This window comes from Parafrankia discariae, from assembly GCF_000373365.1.
GTDB classification, from domain to species: Bacteria; Actinomycetota; Actinomycetes; order Frankiales; family Frankiaceae; genus Parafrankia; species Parafrankia discariae.
Genome location: NZ_KB891242.1, coordinates 1 through 23815, shown reverse-complemented (window position 1 = coordinate 23815; position 23815 = coordinate 1). Strand labels below are relative to the sequence as shown.

Sequence of the window (23815 nt, the reverse complement as noted above, 5' to 3'; positions counted from 1 at the left end):
AGGATGTCCGCCGTCCGGTCGTCCCGCCGACCGGCCCGACCCGGACACACTGAACCGGTGACAGACGCAGTCAGGGTCCGGGGCCTGCGCAAGAGCTACCGCGGCGTGACCGCCGTGGACGGCGTGGACCTCGACATCGCCCACGGTGAGATCTTCGCGCTGCTCGGCCCGAACGGCGCCGGCAAGACCACCACCGTCGAAATCCTCGAGGGGTATCGCCGCCGTGACGCCGGCGAGGTGAGCGTGCTCGGCGAGGACCCGCAGAAGGCTCCGCTGAGCTGGCGGTACGGGATCGGCCTGGTCCTGCAGGACGCCCATGACATGGCCGAGCTGACCGTAGCCGAGACCGTCGCGCACTTCGCCCGCTACTACCCGCGGCCGCACGACCCCGCGGAGGTCATCGAGATGGTGGGGCTGACCCACGCCGCCGACAAGCGGATCCGGACGCTCTCGGGCGGCCAGCGCCGCCGGGTCGACGTGGCGATCGGGGTCGTCGGCCGCCCCCGGCTGCTGTTCCTGGACGAGCCCACCACGGGCTTCGACCCGGTGGCCCGCCGACAGTTCTGGGGCCTGCTGGGGAACCTCGCCGCCGAGCAGGACACCACGATCCTGCTCACCACCCACTACCTCGACGAGGCCGAGGCGCTCGCCGACCGGGTCGCCGTCATCGCCGGGGGCCGGATCGTCGCCGTGGACCACCCGAGCTCGCTCGGCGGGCGCAGCACGGCGAACGCGCACGTGCGCTGGATCGAGGACGGCACGGTCCACACGCTGGAGACTCCGGACCCGGTGACCGTCACCCTCGAGCTCTCGCACCGGCTCGGCGGCGACGTGCCCGGTCTGACCATCACCCGGCCGACCCTCGAGGACGCCTACCTCCAGCTGATCGGAGACAGCGCGCGATGACCGAGGCCACCACCACCGCCGCCGAAACCAGCGCCGCCGAAGCCACCGTCATCAAGGCCACCGCCGAGGCCGCCGCCGCGGGAGCGGGGGCGGGGGCGGTCTCGGGCCGCCGGCCGACGGTCCGCCGGCTCGCCCTGGCCCGCGGCGCGCTGGAGATCCGGCAGTTCTTCCGGGAACGGGACGCGGTGTTCTTCACCTTCGCGCTGCCGGCCGTGCTGCTCATCCTGCTCGGTTCGATCTTCGACAGCGGGCTGGCGAACCAGACCACGATGCCCGGCATCTCCACCAGCCAGCTGCTCGTCGCCGGGATGATCGCGGCCGGCATCGGATCCACCAGCTTCGTCAACCTCGCCATCGGGATCACCGCCGACCGCGAGGACGGCACCATCAAACGGCTGCGCGGCGCGCCGATGCCACCCATGGCGTACTTCCTCGGGAAGATCATCGTGGTGCTCGTGACCGCGGTGGCGGAGCTCGTCATCGTCCTGGCGGTCGGTGTCGCCCTGTTCGGCCTGCGGCTGCCCACCGAGCCCGGCCGGTGGCTCACGTTCGGCTGGGTCTTCCTCCTCGGCGTGACGGCCTGCACGCTGCTCGGCATCGCGATGAGCAGCGTGCCGCGTTCCATCCGCAGCGCGGCGCCGGTGGTTAACCTTCCGTTCCTCGTGCTGCAGTTCGTCTCCGGTATTTTCATCGTGCCCATCACCCAGCTTCCTCCGGTGTTCCAGCAGATAGCCGCCCTGTTTCCGCTGAAGTGGATGGCGCAGGGCTTCCGGTCCGTCTTCCTCCCCGACTCCGGAGTGGGTCTCGAGGCCGCTGGCGCGTGGGAGCACGGTCGTGTCGCGCTCGTCCTGACCGCCTGGTGCCTCGGAGGGCTCGTCCTATGCCTGACCACCTTTCACTGGCAGAGCCGCCGGGACGGCTGATCGCGAACGGCCCGCTACGCGCCCGCGGCGCCCGCGGCCCCGACGACACGGACGGCGACGAGTGGCTACGCCGGCTCCCGCTGTGGGACGTCTACTTCGCGCTGGTGGTGGTGGTCGCCCTCGGTTTCGTCCTGCTCGGCCACGGCGTCCCGGCCGCCCGGCGCGGCTGGGGGGCCGGCCTCGTCGTCCTGCTCTGGATCGGCTACCTGGCCGTCGGCCGGCGCATGGTCCGCTCCGGTCGGGGCGGCTGGCCGGCGCTGCTCTACCAGCTGACGGTGGTGGTCACCTTCACCTCGGCCGCCTGGCTCGTCACCACCAGCTCGGTCATGCTGTTCGCCCTGTACGCCCAGGCGTTCCTGATGGTCGGGGCGGTGGCCGGCGTGGTCACCGTCCTGACCCTCAACCTCGGTTGGCTCGGGACGGTTCTGCTCCACGAGCGGGGGTCTGAGGAGATGGCCAACGGCCCGTTCCCACTTCCGCTCGCGCTGCTCAGCCTGGTCCTGTCGATCGTGATCGGGGTCTGGGCCCATCACATCATCCGGCAGAGCTCCGACCGCGCGGCGCTGATCCGGGAGCTGGAGACCACCCGCGCCGAGCTGGGCCGCCTCTCCTTCCAGTCGGGGCAGGCCGCGGAACGGGAGCACTACGCCGACGCCATCCACGACACCCTGGCGCAGGGGCTGGCCAGCGTGCTGATGCTGATGCAGGCCCTCGACGCGGCCCTGGACACCGAGCCGGCCCGCGCCCGCCGGCACCTCACCCTCGCCCAGCGCGCCACCCGGCAGAACCTGGCCGACGCCCGCGCCCTCATCGCCGCCCGGCCGGCCGCCGAGACCGGGCCGGCGTCACTGACCGATGCGCTGCGGACCGAACTCGACCGGCTCCGGGAGACCCACGAGGTGCACGGCACGCTGCGCGTCGAGGGCCCGCCCCGCCCGCTGGGCACCGCCCTGGACGTCGTGCTGCTGCGCGGCGGGCAGGAGGCGCTGGCGAACGTCGCCAAGCACGCCGCGGCGTCCGAGGTCACGGTCACGCTGCGGTACCACGACGACCGCGTGAGCCTGGAGGTGCACGACGACGGCCGGGGATTCGCCGGTGACGCCACCTCGCCCGGCCATGGCCTGCCGATGCTGCACCGGCGGGTGTGTCAGGCCGGTGGGCGGCTGACCGTCACCTCGACGCCCGGGGACGGGACCACCGTGCGACTCGAGGTCTCCGCACCGTGATCAGCGTGCTGCTCGCCGACGACCACCCGGTGGTCCGGGCCGGCATCCGCGCGATGCTCGACACCGACCCGGAGATCGAGGTCGTCGCCGAGGCGTCCTCCGGGCCCGACGCCGTCCGGCGGGCCCTGGCCTTCACCCCCCAGGTAGTCCTCATGGACCTGCGGATGCCCGGCGGCGACGGTGTGGCCGCCACCGCCGAGATCCGCGCGGCGCTGCCGGCGACCCGGGTGCTGATCCTGACCACCTACGAGTCCGACCGCGACATCCTGCCGGCGGTCGGCGCCGGCGCCACCGGCTACCTGCTGAAGGACACCACCACCGCGGACCTCGTCGCGGCGATCCGGGCGGCGGTCCGCGGTGAGACGGTGCTGTCGCCGTCCGTGGCGGCGCGCATCCTCGGCCGGATGCGCGGTCCCGCGCCGGAACCGCTCTCCCCGCGGGAGGTCCAGGTGCTCCAGCTGGTGGCCCGCGGCCAGACCAACAGCGAGGTCGGCCGCGGCCTGAACATCACCGAGGCCACGGTGAAGACCTACATGCTGCGGATCTTCCAGAAGCTCGACGTCTCGGACCGGACGTCCGCCGTCATGGCCGCGGTCACCGCCGGCCTGATCTCCGGAGACCCCCGTTGACCGACCCCGATACCCGACCGACTGGTACCCGACCGAGTGGCTGCCGTGCGGGCCCTGAACGGGTGCGGCGCGTCGGTATCCTGATCCGCGAACTGTTCGTGCCCGCATGGAGGTCCCGTGAGCAACCGGATCGAGACGCTTGAATTTCAGGCCGAGGCCCGTCAGCTTCTGCAGCTGATGGTCCATTCGATCTATTCCGACAAAGATATCTTCCTGCGTGAGCTGATCTCCAACGCGTCCGACGCCCTCGACAAGCTGCGTATCGCCTCGCTGGTCGACAAGGATCTTTCGGCTGACACGTCCGACCTCCACATCTCCCTCGAGGTCGACCGCGGGCAACGCACGCTCACCGTGCGCGACAACGGCATCGGGATGTCCCGCGACGACGTCGTCCAGCTCATCGGCACCATCGCCCGGTCGGGAACGGCCGAGATGCTCCGGAAGGCGAAGGAGGCGAAGGACGCCGCCGCTTCGCTGGACCTCATCGGCCAGTTCGGTGTCGGTTTCTACTCGACCTTCATGGTGGCGGACAAGGTCACCCTGCTGACCCGCCGGGCCGGCGAGAGCGGCGGCACCCGGTGGGAGTCCAGCGGTGAGGGCACCTACGTCATCGAGGATGTCGACGACGCGCCGCAGGGCACCGCGGTCACCCTTCACCTCAAGCCGGAGGACAGCGAGGACCACCTCTTCGACTACACCGCCGAACGCAAGATCCGGGAGATCGTCAAGCGGTACTCCGACTTCATCGCGTGGCCCATCCGCATGGCCACCGAGAACCCGGGCAGCGCTGAAGGAACCGATGAGGACGCGGCGGTCACCACCGAGGTCCAGACGCTCAACTCGATGAAGGCGTTGTGGGCGCGCCCGCCCGCCGACGTCGACCAGGCCGAGTACAACGAGCTGTACCGCCACCTCAGCCATGACTGGACCGACCCGCTCGAGACCATCCACATGAAGGGCGAGGGCCTCTTCGAGTACGAGGCGCTGCTCTTCATCCCGTCCCGCGCGCCGTTCGACCTGTTCACGCAGGACGGCAGGCGCGGCGTCCAGCTGTACGTGAAGCGCGTGTTCATCATGGACGACTGCCAGGCGCTCATGCCGAACTTCCTGCGGTTCGTCAAGGGTGTCGTCGACGCGCACGACCTGTCGCTGAACATCTCCCGCGAGATCCTCCAGCAGGACCGCCAGATCCAGCTGGTTCGCCGCCGGCTGGTGAAGAAGGTGCTCTCGACGGTCCGCGGCCTGCAGACCGACGACGCCGAGCGTTACCGGACCTTCTGGAAGGAGTTCGGGCCCGTCGTCAAGGAGGGGCTGCTCGACGACGTGGAGAACCAGGAGGCGATCCTGGAGATCATCTCGTGTGCCTCGACGCACGACCCGGAACAGACGACGACCCTGCGGGAGTACGTCGACCGGATGAAGGACGGCCAGGACGACATCTACTACATGACCGGCGACTCCCGACTGATGATCGAGAAGTCGCCGCACATGGAGGCATTCCTCGCTCAGGGATACGAGGTGCTGCTCCTGACGGACCCGGTCGACGAGGTGTGGGTCGAGCGGGTGGCCCGGTTCGACGGCCGGCCGCTGCGGTCGATCGCCAAGGGCCAGGTCGATCTCGGCACGGCGGACGAGAAGGAGAGCACCGAGCCCGAGCGGGAACAGCGGCGGAAGGACTTCGCCGAGCTGCTCTCCTGGCTGACCCGGACCCTGCACGAGCAGGTGAAGGAGGTGCGGCTGTCGTCCCGGCTCACCACGTCACCGGCCTGCATCGTGGGGGACACCCACGACATCACGCCGACCCTGGAGAAGATGTACCGCTCCATGGGGCAGAACGTGCCGCACGCCAAGCGCATCCTGGAGCTCAATCCGACGCATCCCCTGGTGGAGGGGCTGCGCAAGGCCCACGAGCAGGACGGCAGCTCCGACGTTCTCAGCGAGACGGCGGAACTGCTGTACGGGATGGCGCTGCTGGCCGAGGGCGGCGATCTCGCCGACCCCTCCCGGTTCACCCGCATTCTCGCCGCCCGGCTCGCGAACACCCTGTAACGGCTCAGGGCACGTAGCCAGAAGAAGCTCCGCGGGCCCACGCTCGCGCAGAGGGACCGTCCGCCCGAGGGATGACCGACGGCGGTCGGGCCCTGCTGGTCGACACCGCCCGTGATGTCGCTCTGACCCGCGGGCTACTCGGCGCGTTCGGCAATGTTTCCATCGTTTCCCGATGGAAACTGGTCGGACCCGTACTGGCCTGACCCGCGCTGGCCGCCCGGCGCGCCGAACGTCGCAAGAAAGGCCTGAGCATCGACCGCCCTCCAGCACATGATCTACGCGGCATCCTCGACGAGCATTTTCGCGTAACGTTCGGCGACTTTACGTGACGATCGCAGACGGTAGCCGAACATGCCTGGTCGACGAGCAGATAACGACTCCTCCCAGTCACCGACGCGGCGAGCGGACCCATCAAGTGCCGTGGTCGAGTGATGTTCGACTGTCAGGGTGGGATCGACTAGCCAAACCCGGGCCCGTGCATCCGTCTCGATCTGACGGTTCGGCCGGCCCGAAGAACTGGTGGACACAATTCGCATAGTTGATGATCGTCGTCCGACGAAGCTCGACGACAATGCGCAGACCATGCGACAGAAAGCGGTCGGCTAACTCTCGTCCGGGTGGCTGATGCCACGCAGGATGACGGCCACTCTTTCGCGGAGCGTCTGGCGCAGCCAGGACGCGGAGCGGTCTCCCGCCCCCCAACGGGTGATTGCTTCCATAGTTACGGCGGTCATCATCGCGGCAGCATCTTCCACATCGGTCTGCTCGCTCAGCTCGCCGCGTTCTTTGCCGTGGCGGAGGAGGGATTCGAAGGCCACGCTCAGGCGAGGGATCGCCCGGGTTCCGTCATCCGGCCGCCCGACGAAGCCAAGGGCACCCGCCCGCAAAGCGGCTCCCCGGGGCGCGCGAACAACGCGCCGCGCCATCGACGTCATCACCTGCTCACTCAACGAGCGCAGCGGGACGCCCCGCACGGTGCCGACTTCAACCTCGTCGATCATCTTCTGGATTGTCGCCGAGCTCATCTCAAGGAGGATCGCCTCCTTGTTGGGAAAATGGAAATAGAAGGTTCCCTTGCTGACCCCGGCGGCCTGAGCGATATCAGCCGCGGTGCTTGCTTCGTACGCCGCATCGAAGTCGCCTTCGCTCCAGAGGCGAAGGGCGGCGCGGGTGAGAGCCAGCCGACTCTCCCGTGACCTCGTGTTCACCAGCGTCGCCCGCTGGCGGGGCGGGGTACGCGTTCGGCCAGGTTCCATCACAGGAATAATACGCAGCGTGGATCGCGATCATTCCGATCCGGCGGGACGCCCGGTCCTCCACGTGGCGGCTGGTGCCCGGTCGCGTCGCACGTCCTGGCAGGTGGGACGGGCTGCCGCGGGTACGAAAGAGCAGTTCCATCAGGGCGCCCAGCCGCTCCGCCGGACGCCGCCGAGGCCCGGACGCCGCCGGCGCCCGTCACCCAGGCGCTCGCGGGGCCCGACGCCACCAGCCGAACCCGCCGATCGGTCGTGCGGACCGGGCCTGCGACCTGACGCCTGGAGCTACGGCCGTGCTACGGTCCATTTGACCAGTGTTTAAATGGCGAGCGGAGGTCGGATCACCATGCAGCGACAGACGGAACTGGATCTGACGAGCAAGGTTGTGATCATCACGGGGGCCAGCCGTGGAGTCGGCCGGCAGGCGGCCCAGACGTTCGCCCGCCGCGGCGCGAACCTGGTCCTCGCCGCACGGACTGTCGACCCGGACCGGACCCTGCCCGGCACCCTGAACGAGACGCTGACCGAGATCGAGAACCTGGGCGGCAACGCGATCGCCGTCCAGACCGACCTGGCCAACCCGGCCGATCTCCAGAACCTGGTCGACGCCGCCGTCGAGCGGTTCGGTGGCGTCGACGTGCTCATCAACAACGCGGCGGCCACCNCCGGCGACATCTGGTCCAAGAGATTTCTGGAGCTCACGCGCGAGGACTGGCTCTACCAGTTCGACGTCAACCTCCACGCGCCCTTCACGCTCATTCAGTTGGTGACGCCGATTATGGAGAGCCGCGGCGGCGGGCGCATCATCAANCTCAGCACCGGCAGCGGCGAGGTCTTCCGCCAGCCGGAGGAGCTTCCCAAGCTCGAGAACATCGGNGNGTTCAGCCTGGCCGTGCCCGGNTACTACTNCAGCAAGCGGGCCCTCGACCGACTCGGCAACGTACTGGCCCCCGAGCTCGCCCGCAAGGGCATCGCGGTGATCGGCATGCACCCGGGCCTGGTGGCCACCGAGCTNNNNGCCATCCGNGTCAAGGAGGCCGGCCTCGACGACACCGTGGCGGTGCCGATGGAGGTCCCCGCCCGCATGCTGGCCTACTTCGCCTCGTGCGCCGACCCCATGGAATACACCGGCCGGCTGTTCTGGGCCGAACGTGAACTCGCCGAACTCGAGATCGAACTGGACGACCGGCCCACGATCAACACCTGAGCTGAAACGGGTCGCACGCGGCGGGGTCGGTACTCGAAGACCGCGGCGGGGGCGAGGACGAGCGGCCGGTCGACGGCGACGCCACGCACATGGATCTCGGCGAGCGTCGACATGGCCGTCTCGGCCTCGCCCAGGTCGCGGCGCCCGAACGGGACGGCGAACCGCACAGGCCCGCGGACCCGGCGGTGTCGGCCGCCGGCGCCCCGACGGCGAAGAGAGCACGGCGCACCGGGGTGTGCAGCGCCAACCACCCGGACCCTCGACGAACGACGGCCACAGCGAATGCCGCCCCTCCTGGTTCACCAACACCAGGAAGACACCCTGCTCGCCAGCAAAGCGATTGGTCGCGCCTGGTGCTCCAGGATCAACCTCGACCGCTCACAGCTCGGTTTTCGCGACCGCCCCGGTGGTCGTCTCACAGCGCAGTACCACCGCCTCGCCTTCCGCCGTTTCAACAACCTCGCCGGTGGGCCGGTACACCACTCGGCGCGGGTTGAGTCAGGACGTGCCGAACGTGAGCGTCTGACCGGGACGGACCACATAGGTTCCGCCGCGGAAGGGCCCGTCACCCAGGACCGCGAGCGTCATCTCGGGCACCCCCACACCCGACGACTCTAAGTGACCCGCCAGGTGGTCACCATTCGTCGCCAGACGATCCGGACACCACCCACACCGAGCAGATTTCCATTCCATTTGGAAAGGTGTGAACCCGGCGATGGTCAGCCGGAATCCGACGGTTTCCGTTCACAGTGGCCACGTGCGCTGTTTCATTCGACGTGGTCGATCACACGCATGATGGCATGTCACCGTATGGGGCGGGAACGTGCCGGCGACCTGTCCCCCGCCTGAGCCGGCCTGTGAAGACCTGGGCGAATGTTCGAGGAAAAGCGCGAGAGAACCCTGGTGGGCGGCTCCCCCGCGCTCGACCGGCGACGCGTCCTGCGCGGCTCCGCCGGTGTCTCGGCCGGTCTGCTGGCGCTGCCGGCGGCGCTCGCCAGCCCCGCGCGGGCCGCCACCACCGGGGCCGGAGGTGGAGCCGCGGCAGGTGGAGCCGCGGGCGGCGGCACCCCGGGCGGCGCCGTCGCGTTCGTCGACTCGTACCCGACGAACACCACCGCGGATCTGACCCCCGCGGGCGACGCCGCCGTGCGCGTCCTCGACGGGATGGCCCGGCTGCGGCGTACCGGGACGGCCTGGAACACCGGCGTCCCGCTGCGGCCGGACGTCCTGCGGAAGAACCTGCGGTACACCGCGGAGGTGACCAGGCGGCGCACCGCCACGCAGGCCGGCGACGCCTTCGTCTACGACCGGCAGCACCAGAGCTATGCCGTGATCGCCGGGCTCGGCCCGCCCGCCGAGATCTACAAGGCGGGATCACTGGCCGTCACCAGCATCACCACGGCGCCAGCCGGCATCCCGACCGCGAAGATCAACGACGCCGTCCCCACCGGCGCGCCGGCCGGCTCCGCTATCGGCGCGGGGTCGGTGAGCTCCCCGCTCGGCAGCGTGGTCACCCTTGTGAACACCGTGCGCGGGCCGTTCGCGTCCGGCAATCCGAGCAAGTTCGCCTACCAGTACCCGCGCCCCTGGCGGATGAACGAGCGCAGCGAGGTCATCGACACCGGCGCCGTCGACGACCTGGGCTACCCGGTGTACCGCTCCGACGTGGTCGTCGTCCCGCAGCTGCTGCGCCAGCGCGCCGAGGTCCCGGCGGAGGACGGCGGCCACCCCAGCGGGCACACCAACGCCTTCCACCTGGCCGCCCTCGCCCTGAGGAGCTGGTGACCAGGGCGTACGAACTGAGCCACACCCGGATCGTGGCCGGCATGCGCTCCCCCGTCGACGTGATCGGCGGTCGGGTCCTGGCCACCGCGCTGACCGCGGCGGCGCTCAACGACCCGGCCAACGCCGCGCTCAAGGCGGCCGCCCGGGCCCAGGCCGCGCAGTACCTGCGGGCTCGCACCGGCACCACCGCCGACACCCTGTTCGACTTCGCGCACACTGCGGCGCCGGGCACCGACCCGTACGCGAGCCGGGAGGCCAACGCGCGCGCGGTCGCGCCCCGACCGGCGTACACGCTGCGCCCCAGCGGACCGGACCGACCGCTCGTGGTTCCGAAGGGCGCCGAGGTGCTGTTGGAGACCCGGCTGCCGTACCTGAACGCGGAGCAGCGCAGGGCGGTGCTGCGCAGCACCGCCCTGCGTGCCGGTTACCCGGTGCTGGACGGCGCCGTGCTCGCCCACCTCGATGCCGCACTCGGTGGCTTCCACGCCCACGACACCTGGCGCAACGACATCAACGGCCGTGGCGGGCTGGTCAAGAGCGGCACCGGCACGCTCGCCCTGACCGGCGCGAACAGCTTCACCGGCCGTACAGCCGTACAGGCGGGCACCCTGGTCGCGGGCTCCGCGGACGCGCTGGGACGCGGCCCCGTGACGGTGCGGGGCGGCGCGCTGCGCGTCGACGTCCCCGGAACCGCCCGGATCAGGGCGGACTGCACCCAGATCGGGAAGTGGTCGGAAAGCCGTGCGCCCTGGGCGTTCAGGAAGTCGGCGTTGCGGTTGGCGTATCCGGTGGCGTTGAGCGTCAGGAAACGGCTGCCTCGGTAGAGCACCTTGTCGACCACTTCACAGGTGTCGGACGGAATCTGGCGCGGGAAAACTACGGGCGGGGATACCAGATGGTCAATGAACGACAGGTCGAACACTGACCTGATAACTACCGCCACCACACCGGGACCGGGTTTCTCCCGCGCCGGACCATCGTCGGCGCCGCCCCCCTCGGATGGCCGGACGGCCGGGCGCTCTGGCAGCCGGGCCGTCCGACCTGGCCGTGCCCGGCGGCCGCCGGGCCGCCGGGCCGTCGCGCGACCCGCACGCGCCGGAAGGCGTCCCACGACAGACCCGCACACACTATAGTGAGGTTACCTTTACTTAACTCCGAGGTGCGTTTCTTGGTCATGATCCCGGTATGGGGTAACGGTCGTCCGCCCCGGCGAGCGTCAGAGCACAGCGGCCCGTCCGGGGTCGCGGCGGCGGTGGAATGAACGCCTTCCGCCGAAGATCGGTCCAGATCGCGGACAGCCTCGGGCGGTGTCGGGTGGTCGTGGGTCCCCCCACGACCGGCGCCGGCCCACCCGGGCGCCGACCGCGGTGACGGGCGGGCGGCAGGGAAGCGCACAACCGCCGGGCAGGGCTGCCGTACTCCCCAGCCACCGGCAGCGGGCGGGTATCGATTCTCCGGAGAGACGGTCCAGTGACAACACGACGGTTGGACGACGAGCATTTCATGCCCGCGGCGATTTCGGTGCCGGATCTCGGCGACCTGCCCCAGGAACCCGGTCGGCTGGTGACCATGTCAGCCGGACCGGAGGCACCGCTCGCCGACGCCCTGGCGGACGTGGCCCGGCGTGGTCGCCACCACAACTTTCATGCCCTGCCGGGTATGCCGGCGCGGCGGGATGGGCAGGCGGCGGCCCACGAACTGCCCGACGTGTCACTGTCCGGCTGGGCGCTGGACTCGTTCTTCAAGCCCCAGGGCCCGCTCCGGAAGGCAGAGGCACTGGCGGCCGAGGCGTTCGGCGCTCAGGCCACGTTCTTTCTCGCCTGCGGCACCTCCGTGACGAACCGTGCCGTGCTCGACGCCCTCTCAGGGTACGGGCCGATGCTGATCGACTCGATGTCGCATCAGTCGGTTTTCTTCGCGGTCCAGGCTTTCACGGGCAAGCCGTCTCTCACCGGCGACCGGCCCGACGAGGCGCGCTATATTCCGACCGTCACCCGCGAGGGTACGCGGTACACCGACATCGGGGAAGCCCTGCGAATGCTGGCCGAGCACCGAACGGCCGGCCGGCCGTTCGGTGTCATCGCTCTCAACGCGGCCTCCTACGACGGGCACCGGCTCCGCCTGGCCGACATTCTGCCGGCGATCGCCGCCGCCTCACCGGGCACGGTCGTCTTCATCGACGAGGCGTGGTCGGCCATCCACACTTTCTCACCGCCGCTGGCCCGCCACTCCGCGCTGCCGGTCATCCGGGACCTGACGCAGCGGAACCAGCCCGCGCCGACCACCGTCGTCACGCACTCAGCCCACAAGACGATGCATGCCCTGCGGCAGGGCAGCTACCTGCACGTCGTCGGTTCGACGACCGTGGCCGCGGATCTGCGGGACGCGATCGTCCGCAATCACACGACGTCACCGTCCTGGCCGATCCTGGCCTCGCTCGACGTGGCCCGAGCGCACGCGGCCAGCCACGGGGAGGTCGCGGTCGCGCAGGCCCTCCGGCTGCGCGAGCTTTTCGTCGCCATGCTGCGCGCCGACGACCGGGTGGCCCACTTCCTTCCACGGCGGACCGACGCCGGCGGGGCCGAGGGTGGGTTCGGGTTCCACGTCGCGGACCCGATGAAGCTGTGGCTGACGGTCGGCGGGCGGCGGGCCGGGGCGCTCCGCCGGTACCTCTATGACGAGCACCGCGTCTACCTGGCCCGATCCGCGCCGAGCGGGCTGCTCGCGCACTTCCACATCGGGGTGTCCGAGGAGGACGTCCGCGCGTTCGCCGCGGCCCTCGTCGCCTGGGAGCGGCGGGACAGGCCGATCACCCGGTCCTCGACCTGGACGGACGTGGACGTGGATCCGGTGGTCGGCGCGGCGGTCGCGGACTATGTCCTCCCGTACCCGCCCGGAGTCCCGATCGCCCGGCCGGGTGAGATCTGGACCGAGGAGCACGCCGAACTGCTCGCGGCGGAACGAGCCGCGGGCACGGGGGTCATCCGTATCCGGCACCGCTGACCCAACGTGGCCGGACGGCCCCTCATCCGGACTGTGTCGACCAGGCGCTCCCAACAGACTTTCGCGACACAGCACACAAAAAGTGCGATCTGCCGTGCGCATCACGTCCCGGCCGAGACCCGAGCCGCCGGTGCTGGCCCAGCGTTTGGCGAGCATTGAGGCACACCAAGAGACATTAGGCTAACCTAACCTTCACTCACAAAGCCCCGCGATTCAGCCGAGAAACGATCAACAACGGCGACCCGACACCAGACCTGTCGGCGGCTAGCCCCGCCGCCAGATCCCGGCTTCCAGCCCGCCGTCCATTCGGAAGGACATCAACGCAACATGCCACCCATTCGGGAGATCTTCGGCCGCGGTGCCGGCTTCAACGGCGGGCTCGGCAACGGGGCCGGCACCAGTCGGCGCGGCTTTCTGATCGGTGGCGCCGCCGCCGCCTCGATCGTCCTCGTCGGCTGCGGCGACGACGACTCCGGCGAGGCCGGTGCGGGTGGGGACGGCGCCTGGGAGTACACCGACACCTCCGGCACCAAGATCACACGCCCGAAGCGTCCGGAGCGGATCGTCGCCTACATCTCCTCCGCCGCCGCGCTGTGGGACTTCGGGGTCCGGCCGATCGCCGTGTTCGGCCCGCAGGAGACCGAGGACGGCAAGAAGGAGGTCCAGGCCGGCAACATCGACCTCGACGCGGTCGACTCGGTCGGCGTGGTGTGGGACGACTTCAACGTCGAGAAGTTCACCTCGCTCAACCCCGACCTCGTTGTCACCGGCATGGCCGGCGACGACCGGGCCAGCAGCCTGTGGGCGATCACTCCGGAGCTGCTCCCGACGATCGAGAAGATCGCGCCGGTCGCCGCGCTCGACGAGTTCCGGATCACGTTGCCGAAGGTCATCGAGAGCTACCAGGCACTCGCCGGGGCCCTCGGCGCGGACGTGACCGCCTCCGCCGTCACCTCGGCGAAGAGCGACTTCGACGCCGCCTCCGCGGAGCTGCGCACCGCGGCGGCGGCCAAGCCCGGCCTGAAGGTCATGGTCGTCTACGCCGACAACGACAACCTCTACGTCGCGAAGCCGGACTTCTTCGCCGACCTCATCTACTACACCGAGCTCGGCCTGGACTTCGTCAAGGGCGGCGGCGACGAGGACTACTGGGAGGCGCTGAGCTGGGAGCAGGCGAGCAAGTACCCGGCCGACCTCATCCTGACCGACACCCGGACCTTCTCCCTGACCCGCGAGCAGATGGCCGCGTTCCCGACGTGGAACCAGGTGCCCGCGGTCGCCGCCGGTCAGCTCGGGGACTGGTCCGCCGAGCCCGGGTTCAGCTACCAGCTGGCCACGCCGGTCATCCGCAAGCTCACCGAGGCGGTCAAGAAGGCCCGCACCAACGTGGTCGCCTGACCGGCCACCCGCCTCCCGCCCGGTCCGCGGCCACACCTTGGTGTGGTCGCGGACCGGGCACGCGTGAGCGGCGCCGAGTGGCGAGCCCGCCGTACCGGCAATCGGCGGAAAGTCTCTCCATCATCTGAAGTCCATGCCCGCAGTCCACGCCCGCAGTCCACGCCCGCTGTCCGCGGCACACCGGCCATCGACCCGCGGGCCGGCGCGAGAACACACCACTCATGGAGGTAGGTGACGGTGACCGCCGAGGAACCGACCGGGCGCGACGTCCTGCGGAGGGCCATCTGGGGCCAACGGCGCTGGGTCTCCCTCAGCGCCCTGGGCGCCACCGGCCACCAGGGCGGAGAGGCCCTCGTCCCCGTGATCGTCGGCGTCGTCATCGACCGGGCGGTGACCACCGGGGCCACCGGGACCCTGCTGACCTGGCTCGGCGTGCTCGCGGCCGTCTTCGTCGGGCTGTCGTTCGGCTTCCGTTTCAGCGCCCGGGCCAGCGAGCGGGCGTCCGAGTACGCCGCGCTCGACCTGCGGACCGCGCTGACCGCGCGCATTCTCGACGCACGCGGCGGGGCCGACAACGGCCGGCTCGCCGGCGAGCTCACCAACATCGCGACCGCTGACGTCGCCCGGGTCGGGGCGGTGAACCTCGCCATTCCCGCCGGGGTCGCCGGCGTGGTCGGGCTGACCGTCTCCGCGGTCGCGCTGCTGAACATCTCGATCGTGCTCGGGCTGCTCGTCCTGCTCGGCACCCCACCGCTGCTGTGGGTGAGCCACCAGTTGGGCAAGCCGCTGGAGCGGCGCAGCGAGGAGCAGCAGGAACGCGCCGCGCTCGCCTCCGGCATCGCGACCGACCTGGTCACCGGCCTGCGGGTCCTCAAGGGTGTCGGCGCCGAGGCCACCGCCGTCGCCCGGTACCGGGCGACCAGCCGGGACTCGCTGGCCGCGACCCTGCGGGCGGCCCGCGCGGAGGCCTGGTACGCCGGTACCGTGCTCGCGATCAACGGGGCTTTTCTGGCGGTCGTCGCGCTCGTCGCCGGTCGGCTGACCGCCGACGGTGACATCAGTATCGGCGGGCTCGTCACCGCGGTCGGCCTGGCGCAGTACCTGCTCAGCCCGCTCTCCTTTCTGACCTGGGTGAACTCCGAGTTCGCCATGGGCAGAGCGTCCGCCACCCGGGTCGCCGCGGTTCTCGCCTCCCCGCCGGCCGTGGTGGGCGGGGAGGGGGTGCTGCCCGTCCGTCCGCCGGGACGGCTGCGGATGCGGGGTGTCGCCCACGAGAACCTGCGCGCGGTCGACCTGGACGTCGCGCCCGGCGAGCTACTGGGCGTCGTCGCGACCGATCCCGCCGCGGCCACCGCGCTGCTCGCCTGCCTGGCCCGGGATCTGGACCCCGAGTCGGGCACCGTCGAGATCGACGGCGTGCCGCTGACCGAGCTCGCGCCGGACCACATCCGCCGGGCCGTGCTGGTCGCCGCGCACGACGCCGACCTGTTCGAGGGCACGCTCGCCGAGAACGTCGCCGCGGGGGCGACCAGTGCCGCCGGGGCGACTGCCCCGACCGGGGACACGCTGGCGCCGGCGCTGGCCGCGGCCGGCGCGGACGAGGTCGCGCGGGCGCTGCCCGAGGGCGTCGACGCGCACATCTCCGAACGGGGGCGCTCGCTGTCCGGCGGCCAGCGGCAACGGGTGGCCCTCGCCCGGGCACTGGCCGCCGACGCGCCCGTGCTCGTCCTGCACGACCCGACCACGGCGGTGGACACGGTCACCGAGGCGCGGGTCGCGGCGAGCCTGCGCGACATCCGGCGCGGCCGGACCACCGTGCTGGTCGCGACCAGCCCCGCGCTGCTGGCGGTGACCGACCGGGTGGTGGTCGTGGACGGCGGCACCGTGACGGCGCAGGGAACCCACTCGGACCTGCTGGGCGGCGACTCGGTGTACCGCGCGGCCGTGCTGTCCTGATGGCCCTCCCGAGCCTGACGCCCATCCCGACGCGCCGACGGTTCCCCCCGGCGCGGGTCACCGCGGCTGCGAGCCCCCGGACCAGAAACCCCCGAAACGCAGAGTCAAGGAGGTCGCGATGACGACGGCCACGCGGACGTCGACCGGGCCGGAACCCGGATCCGGGGATGGAGCCGCGTCCACCGACGGGTCGTCGGCGACGCCGTCCGGGCCGACGGCGCCGTCGGGGTCGACGGCCGCGGGTTCGACGGCCACGGGGTCGACGGCCACGGGGTCGACGGCGGCGGGTCAGCCTTCCGGCCCGGTGTTGCTGCCGACCGCGACGGGGGCGCGTACCCGGGCCGCCGTCGGCGAACTGCTGCGCCCGCGCTGGCTCCTCGCCGTCGCCGCGCTCGCGACGATGACGGCCTCGACGGCGATCGGCCTGCTCACCGCGCCCATCTTCGGCCACATCGTGGACCTGGCCGTGGACGGCAGGCCGGCGAGCGCCGTCACCACACCGTTCGTGCTGCTGGTCGGCATCGCCGTCGTCGCCGGCGTGACGGCCGCGCTGGGCGCCTCCCTGATCGCGCGGCTCGGTGAGGACATGCTCGCCGAGCTGCGGGAACGTCTCATCGAGCGGGCGCTGCACCTGCCGCTGGAGCGGGTGGAGGAAGCCGGCTCCGGCGATCTCACCGCGCGGGCGACCGCGGACGTGTCGATGATCGCGCAGGTGGTGCGCTCCGCGTTGCCGCAACTCGCGCGGGCCGCGCTCACCATCGGGCTCACCCTCGTCGGCCTGGCCGTCCTCGACTGGCGGTTCATGCTCGCCGCCCTGCTGGCCGTCCCCATCCAGCTGCACACCGTCCGCTGGTACGTCCGCAACGCCATCCCGATCTACGCGGCGCACCGGGTCGCGGTCGGCGCCCAGCAGCAGCAGCTCCTGGACACGGTCGGCGGCGCGTCGACCGTGCGCGCGTTCCGGCTCACCGACGGCCATCTGACCCGGGTCACCGAACGCTCGAACGTGGCGATCGGCCTGGCACTGCGCGGCATGCAGCTGGCGACCCGCTTCTTCGGCCGGCTGAACCTCGCCGAGTTCGTCGGCCTGACCGCCGTGCTGGTGACCGGGTTCCTGCTCGTCCGCGACGACGCGGTGAGCATCGGGACGGCGACCGCCGCCGCGCTGTACTTCCACAGCCTGTTCAACCCGATCAACGTCGCGCTGGGCCTGGCCGACGACGCCCAGGCCGCCGGGGCCAGCCTCGCCCGCCTCGTCGGCGTGGTCGACCTGCCGGCGCCGGCCGTCCCGGCCGAACCGGCGGCACCGGCCGACGCCTCGGTACGGGTCACCGGGGTGGTGTTCGGCTACCGCCCGGGGCACGAGGTGCTGCGGGGCATCGACCTCGACGTCCGCCCCGGCGAGCGGGTCGCCCTGGTCGGCGCGAGCGGCGCGGGCAAGACGACGCTGGCCAAGCTCCTCGCCGGCATCCATCGGCCGACCGGCGGCTCGATCACGATCGGCGGGATCGCGCTGGACGCCCTCGGCCCGGACGTCACCCGGAGCACCGTCGCGCTGATCACGCAGGAGGTGCACGTCTTCGCGGGACCGCTCGCCGACGACCTGCGCCTGGCCCGGCCGGACGCCACCGACGACGACCTGCGCGCCGCGCTGGAGACGGTCGGCGCGCTGGACTGGGCGACCGCGTTGCCCGACGCTCTGACGACCGTCGTGGGCGAGGGCGGCCACCGGCTCACCGTCGCGCAGGCCCAGCAGCTCGCCCTGGCCCGGCTCGTGCTGGCGGACCCACCGGTCGCGATCCTGGACGAGGCGACGGCCGAGGCGGGCAGTGCCGGCGCCCGCGCGCTGGAGACGGCGGCGGACAACGCCCTGCGCGGCCGGACCTCCTTCGTCGTCGCGCACCGCCTGACCCAGGCGGCCGGCGCGGACCGGGTGGTGGTGCTCGACGCCGGCGAGGTCACCGAGACCGGCTCGCACGCCGAGCTGCTCGCCGCCGGCGGCGCCTACGCCGACCTGTGGCAGGCCTGGACCGACCACCGGCCGGACTCGTCCAGCCCGCCGGCCGACGGCCCCGCCAGCGACCCCACCGGCTGACCCGCCGGGCTGAGGCCGGGCGCGCGGCCCACGGTCAGCGTGGGCCGGGCGCCCGGCCGGCGGTCAGAGGCCTTCCCGCAGCGCCCGGTCGACGATCGCCCCGATCTCCGTCATCGGCCCCGGATCCCCGAGACCGTCATGGTCGCAGGGCATGTCGTGGTTGACGATCCTGCCGGCCACGTACGGGGCCCACCGTGTCCGCACCGGATCGACGTCCCCGGTGGCGCCGGCCGGCGTCACCGAGCCGTGCGCGGCGGTGAAGAACAGCACGTCGCCGTCGAAGGTCGGGCGCCGCGAGCGGCGAAGCTGGGCCGGTACGTCGACGAAGCAGTCGACGATCGCGCCCAGCACCGCCGGCCCGAGGTCCGCCAGCACACCACCCCGGCGGACCAGCTCGGCGATCACGTCCTCGCGGGTGACGGGCTCCTTCCGGCCGGACCCGGAGTCATCCCCGCCGGTATCGGCGTCGGCGTCCCCGGCCGCCTCGGCGCCACCGTCGCCGGCGCCGTCGCGCAGGAGGTAACGGGCCACCTCCCGCTCCCGGTCCCGCATGACCTCCGCCAGCGGCTCGGGGCCGTCCCGGTCGGTCGGCGCGGGGGCGTCCAGGAGCGTGAGCAGCCCGACCCGCTCGCCGTCGTCCTGCAGCCGGCAGGCCATGAGGTAGGCGATGTTGCCGCCAAGCGACCAGCCGAGCAGGTGGTACGGGCCGGTCGGCTGCACCTCCCGGATCCGCCGCACGTACTCCGCGGCGAGCTCGCTGAGGCTCCCGGCCGCCGGGGCACCGGACAGCGACGGATTCTGCACCGCGTAGAGCGGACGGTCACCGCCGACCGTGCGCCGCAGCGCGGCGTACTCCCAGCCGAGCCCGCCGGCCGGGTGGACGCAGAACAGCGGCGCGCCGCCGGACCCGGCCCGCAACGGCAGCAGGACGTCGAGCGCCCCACCACCCCGCGCCGCGGCACCCGTGGCGGTGGCGGTGGCGGCGTTGTCGATCAGGCGCGCGACCGCGCCGACGGTCCCCGCGGCGAACAGGTCGGCGACGGAGAGATCGGCCCCCAGCTCGTCCCGGATACGCAGCCGGAGCCGGACCAGCAGCAGCGAGTGGCCGCCGAGGTCGAAGAAGCTGTCGTCGACGCCGATCGCCTCGCCCGTGCCCCCGCCCTGGTCCGCGGGCAGGTCGAGCACCTCCGTGAACAGGTCGCACAGGACCCGCTCGGTCAGGGTCACCGGTCCGCGTCCCCGGCCGGCGGGCGTCAGCTCCGGCACCGGCAGCGCCGGCCGGTCGAGCTTCCCGCTGACATTGAGCGGGAGCTCGCCGAGGACGACGACCGCGGCGGGCACCATCACCGCGGGCAGCCGGGTGGCGGCGAACGCCCGGAGCTCCGCGGGGGCGCACCCGGCGTCGGCCACGACGTAGCCGATCAGGGACGGGTCGGTGCCGGCGGGGCCGTGATGGTCCACGACGACCGCCCGGCCGACCGCGGGGTGCGCCTCGAGGGCGGCCGCGACCTCGCCGAGCTCGATGCGCACCCCCCGGATCTTGATCTGGTGGTCGGCCCGGCCGAGGTACTCGACGACACCGTCCGGGCGGCGCCGCGCCAGGTCACCCGTCCGGTACATGCGGGTGCCGGGCGGCCCGGACGGATCGGCGACGAACCGCTCCGCGGTCATCCCCGGGCGCCCGAGATAGCCGCGGGCCAGGCCGTCGCCGGCGATGTAGAGCTCGCCGACCAGTCCGGCCGGCAGTGGCCGCAGCGCGTCGTCCAGGACATGCACCCTGGTGTTCGCGGCGAGCCGCCCGGCGGGGACCGGCCCCGGGCCGCCCGGCTCGTGCCGCCACCAGAGGCTGTCCCCGGCTGCCTCGGAACAGCCGTAGAAGTTGAGCAGCCGGAGGTCCGGCCAGCGGGCGGCGGCCGCGTCCGCGAGCCCGACCGGGATGTCCTCGCCGCTGCTGACGAGCGCGGACAGCGTGTCGAGCGCGCCGGGTTTCGCGTCCGCCACCAGCAGCGAGATCAGGCTTGGCGCCGCGGTGAGCACCCCGCCGCCGTGGGCGTCGACGAGCTCGGCCACGGCGATCGGGTCGACGGCCGTCCGGTCGTCGGCCAGCAGGACGGTGTCCCCGGCCGCGAGCGCGCCGAGGATCTCGGTCGAACCGTCGAAGAATGTCAGCGCGCTCTTCGCGACCCGGATCCGGGGCCCGTACAGCGCGGCCCGGGGCGGGGCGCCCAGCCCGCCGACCGGGTCACCGGCGAGCGCGGTCACGTCGGTGCGGGCCAGGTCACGACTCCAGTACAGCCGGTTGGCCAGGCCGCGCTGGGTGCCTGCCACCGCCTTGGGACGCCCGGTCGAACCCGAGGTGAACAGCACGTATGACAGGTCGTCCGGGGAGATCGACACCGGCGGGGTGGCCGGGGCGCCCGGTTCCCGCCTGTTCTGCGCCGCCGGACTGTTCTCCGCCGGCGGCCAGTCCTCCGGCCGCGCCGGGAACACCTGCCCGTCGGGCAGGTCGAGGCGCCGCGCCGTCGCGGCCGTGCAGATCACCAGCGCGGGACGCGCGTCGGCCAGCATCATGTCGATGCGCGCGCGCGGGTGGTTGAGATCGATCGGCAGGTACGCCGCCCCGGATTTCAGCACCCCCACCAGCGCCGTGACCAGCTCGGTCGACCGTTCGAGGGCGAGTGCGACAACGGTGCCCGGGCCGATCCCGCGCGAGCGCAGCGCGCCGGCGAACCGCCCGGCCGCCGCGTCCAGCTCGTCGTAGCGCGTCCGCCGCCCGCCGAAGATCACGGCCACCGCGGATGGCGTGCGGCGCGCCTGCGCGGCCAGCAGGCCGGGCACGTCCGGCTCCGGGACGGCGACCGCGGCGGCGGCCCACGCGGCACGCGCCTGGTCCCGCTGCTCCGGCGGGAGCAGGTCGAGCTGGGCGACGGTCCCGTCCGGATGCTGGGCGAACGCGGTCAGGACGCGACCGAAGCCGGCGAGCAGCGCCTCCGCCTGGGCCCGGCCGACATCGTCCGGCCGGTGGTCGAGATGCACGTAGAGCCGCTCGTCCGGGACGACGAACAGGGCGAGGGGGTAGTGCGTCGCGTCCTCCACGTCCGCGGCGCGGATCCGCGAGCCGAGCGAGTCGGCCGCCTCGGCACCGGCGGTGGACGGGTAGTTCTCGACCACCACGAGGGTGTCGAACAGCACCCGGTGCCCGGCGAGCCGGTGCAGCTCGTGCAGGGGCAGATGGTGCGCCCCGAGCAGCCGGGCGGAGGCGTCCTGCACCCGGTCGAGCAGGTCGGCGGTCCGTTCGGCGGGGTCGAGCCGGACCCGCGCCGCGACGGTGTTCACGAACAGGCCGATCATCGCCTCGACGCCGGGGACCTCCGGTGGCCGCCCGGCGACGACGGTCCCGAAGACGACGTCGTCCCGCCGGGTCAGCAGGCCGAGCATGACCGCCCACGCGCCCTGCACCGCCGAGTTGAGGGTGATCCCCTGTTCCCGCAGGCGCGCCGTCAGGGTCGCGGTCGTCTCCGCGGACAGCCACAGCTCGACCCGTCCCGGCCGGCCGTCCAGCGGCGCGCGGCTCACCCCGGACGCCGCCGGAGCGACCAGGGTGGGCCCGTCGAGGCCGGCGAGCGCCTCCCGCCAGACGGTGTGGGCCTCGTCGGAATCCTGGCTGGCGAGCCAGGCGAGATAGTCCCGGTACGGCGGCCGGGGCGGCGCGGCGCCGGGCGGCACGGCGCGCGGGTCACGGTCGTAGAGCGCCACCAGCTCGTCGATGAGCAGCGGCATCGACCAGCCGTCCAGCACGAGGTGGTGGTTGGTCAGCACGATGCGGTGCTCCGCCGGCGCAAGCCGGATCAGGGTGAGCCGGATCAGCGGACCGGTGGTCACGTCGAACCCGCGGGCCCGGTCCCGCTCCAGGATCTCCGCCAGGGCGGCGGGGTCGGCCGGCTCAACCAGCTCCCAGGGCAGCTCGACCCGCTCGGGGACGACCTGCACCGTGCCCGCCGCGCCGGCGTCGGCGAACCGGACGCGCAGGGCGGCGTTGCGGTCGAGCAGGGCCTGCCCGGCCAGCCGCAGCCGCTCCGGGTCGACCGCGCCCCGCACCTCCAGCATCAGCTGGCCCAGGTACGGGTCGGTTGTGAGGCCCGCGTCACGCGCGCCGTCCAGGGCGTGGACGAGCAGGCCCGCCTGAACCGGTGTGATCGGCCAGACGTCGGCGACGGCGCCGGCGGCCTCGAAACGGTCGATCGCCGGCTGGTCGACACGGACCAGCGGGAAGTCGGACGGCGAGTGCCCGCCGGCGTCCGGGGCGTCGACGATCGCGGTGAGCGCGGCGAACCAACGGTCGGCGAGGTCGCGCACGTCGTCCCGGTCGAGCACCCGCGTCGACCAGGACCAGGTGGCGCGCAGGGCCGGGCCGTCGGTGACGGCGTTGACCTCCAGCAGGTGGGCGACCGGCATGCCCGGGTCGGCGCCGCCCTCGGCCGCGTCGGACTCCGGAGCCGCCGCCCAGTGGGGCACCGGGCCGGACGATCCGGTGGCCGTCCGACCCAGGTAGTTGAAGGCGACCTGCGGCGCCGGCCGGGCCGCGAGCGGGCCGGCGGTGGCCGGGTTGAGGTGACGCAGCAGGCCGTACCCCAACCCCTCGGCCGGGACGGCGCGCAGTCGCTCCTTGACCGCCCTGACCGCCGCGCCGATCGCTCCCGGGGCCGGCGCCGCGGCCGGGTCGAGGTGGGCGGGGTCGAGGTGGGCGGGAAGGTCGAGGCGGACGGGGAAGACGCTGGTGAACCAGCCGACGGTCCGGGAGAGGTCGACCCGCTCGTGGTCGGGGAACAGATGCTCGTGCCGGCCGTGCGACTCGACGTTCACCACCGACACCGGACTGTCCGGGCGCCAACCGGCGAGCGCGATCGCCAGGCCCGCGAGCAGCACGTCCTGCACCCCGGCGTGGAACGCCGCCGGCACCCGGGTCAACAACGCCTCGGTGACCCGCCCCGGCAGGCTGACCGTCAGTTCGCCCGACGTCCCGACGGTGTCGAGGACCGGGTCGACCGAGGCCTCCGGCGCGAGTGGTCGCACCGCGTCGAGGACGTCGGTCCAGTACGGCAGCTCCGCGACCGTCTCCACCTGCACCGCCCGGGCCGCCAGCAACGACGACCAGCGCCGCAACGACGTCCCCACCACCGGCAGCACCGGCGCGCCACCCGAGGCCACCGCGTCCCACGCCACCGCGAGATCAGAGATGATCATCTGCCAGGAGACACCGTCCACGGCGAGGTGATGTACAGCAAGCACGAGCCGGCCGGCCCCGATCCCGCCATCCAGCCACACCGCCCGCACCACCACCCCGGACGCCGGATCCAATCCCACCCGCGCCGACTCCGCGGC

General features: G+C 72.4%; 14 protein-coding genes and 2 pseudogenes. 12 read left to right on the top strand and 4 right to left on the bottom strand.

What is annotated here, in order from left to right; all coding sequences use genetic code 11:
• The first annotated feature begins 57 nt into the window (after positions 1-57).
• The 6 genes from B056_RS0125880 (at position 58) to B056_RS45505 (ending at position 5936) form a co-directional block, all read left to right on the top strand.
• Positions 58-906, top strand: a complete 849-nt coding sequence (locus tag B056_RS0125880; protein ID WP_018504763.1) for an ABC transporter ATP-binding protein — start codon at positions 58-60, stop codon at positions 904-906.
• Complete coding sequence (locus B056_RS0125875; protein WP_018504762.1) at positions 903-1829, top strand: ABC transporter permease; 927 nt, start codon at positions 903-905, stop codon at positions 1827-1829. The genes B056_RS0125880 and B056_RS0125875 overlap by 4 nt, the downstream gene beginning before the upstream one ends.
• Positions 1787-3055 carry a sensor histidine kinase gene (locus B056_RS0125870; protein WP_018504761.1) on the top strand — a complete coding sequence of 423 codons (1269 nt, stop codon included), beginning with the start codon at positions 1787-1789 and terminating at the stop codon, positions 3053-3055. Before B056_RS0125875 ends, B056_RS0125870 begins: the two co-directional genes overlap by 43 nt.
• A complete protein-coding gene (locus B056_RS0125865) occupies positions 3052-3684 on the top strand; it encodes a response regulator (protein WP_018504760.1) in 633 nt (210 codons plus the stop codon). The genes B056_RS0125870 and B056_RS0125865 overlap by 4 nt, the downstream gene beginning before the upstream one ends.
• A 117-nt stretch (positions 3685-3801) precedes the next feature.
• Positions 3802-5733, top strand: a complete 1932-nt coding sequence (htpG, locus tag B056_RS0125860; RefSeq protein WP_018504759.1) for a molecular chaperone HtpG — start codon at positions 3802-3804, stop codon at positions 5731-5733.
• A gap of 71 nt (positions 5734-5804) precedes the next feature.
• Positions 5805-5936, top strand: a complete 132-nt coding sequence (locus tag B056_RS45505; RefSeq protein WP_018504758.1) for a hypothetical protein — start codon at positions 5805-5807, stop codon at positions 5934-5936.
• Positions 5937-6335: 399 nt separating this feature from the next.
• Here B056_RS45505 and B056_RS0125850 read toward each other — a convergent pair whose 3' ends face one another.
• Complete coding sequence (locus tag B056_RS0125850; RefSeq protein WP_035752834.1) at positions 6336-6989, bottom strand: TetR/AcrR family transcriptional regulator; 654 nt, start codon at positions 6987-6989, stop codon at positions 6336-6338.
• Positions 6990-7335: 346 nt separating this feature from the next.
• Here B056_RS0125850 and B056_RS0125845 point away from each other — a divergent pair, with 346 nt between their 5' ends.
• A complete protein-coding gene (locus tag B056_RS0125845; protein WP_026240158.1) occupies positions 7336-8196 on the top strand; it encodes an SDR family NAD(P)-dependent oxidoreductase in 861 nt (286 codons plus the stop codon).
• A gap of 252 nt (positions 8197-8448) precedes the next feature.
• Here B056_RS0125845 and B056_RS45500 read toward each other — a convergent pair.
• Positions 8449-8529, bottom strand: a pseudogene (locus tag B056_RS45500) (MbtH family NRPS accessory protein); the annotation flags it as partial.
• A 540-nt stretch (positions 8530-9069) separates the two neighbouring features.
• Here B056_RS45500 and B056_RS46195 point away from each other — a divergent pair.
• From B056_RS46195 to B056_RS0125815, 4 genes and pseudogenes are all read left to right on the top strand, one after another.
• Positions 9070-10706, top strand: a pseudogene (locus B056_RS46195) (autotransporter-associated beta strand repeat-containing protein); the annotation flags it as partial.
• A 778-nt stretch (positions 10707-11484) separates the two neighbouring features.
• A complete protein-coding gene (locus B056_RS37975) occupies positions 11485-12984 on the top strand; it encodes an Orn/Lys/Arg family decarboxylase (RefSeq protein WP_230203189.1) in 1500 nt (499 codons plus the stop codon).
• A gap of 327 nt (positions 12985-13311) precedes the next feature.
• The gene (locus B056_RS0125820) at positions 13312-14382 is read left to right on the top strand and encodes an ABC transporter substrate-binding protein (RefSeq protein WP_018504752.1); all 1071 of its coding nucleotides are present in this window, start codon (positions 13312-13314) and stop codon (positions 14380-14382) included.
• 237 nt (positions 14383-14619) lie between these two features.
• Complete coding sequence (locus B056_RS0125815) at positions 14620-16338, top strand: ABC transporter transmembrane domain-containing protein (RefSeq protein WP_026240157.1); 1719 nt, start codon at positions 14620-14622, stop codon at positions 16336-16338.
• 57 nt (positions 16339-16395) lie between these two features.
• On the opposite strand, the gene B056_RS44755 is transcribed toward B056_RS0125815, so the two are convergent.
• Positions 16396-16608: a hypothetical protein gene (locus B056_RS44755; RefSeq protein WP_018504750.1), complete on the bottom strand. Its 213-nt coding sequence runs from the start codon at positions 16606-16608 to the stop codon at positions 16396-16398.
• Positions 16609-16642: 34 nt separating this feature from the next.
• Between B056_RS44755 and B056_RS0125805 the strand changes: the two genes are divergently transcribed.
• Positions 16643-18433, top strand: coding sequence for an ABC transporter ATP-binding protein (locus B056_RS0125805; protein WP_018504749.1), 1791 nt, complete (start codon positions 16643-16645; stop codon positions 18431-18433).
• 63 nt (positions 18434-18496) lie between these two features.
• Here B056_RS0125805 and B056_RS0125800 read toward each other — a convergent pair whose 3' ends face one another.
• Positions 18497-23797 carry a non-ribosomal peptide synthetase gene (locus B056_RS0125800; RefSeq protein ID WP_154677240.1) on the bottom strand — a complete coding sequence of 1767 codons (5301 nt, stop codon included), beginning with the start codon at positions 23795-23797 and terminating at the stop codon, positions 18497-18499.
• Positions 23798-23815: the final 18 nt, after the last annotated feature.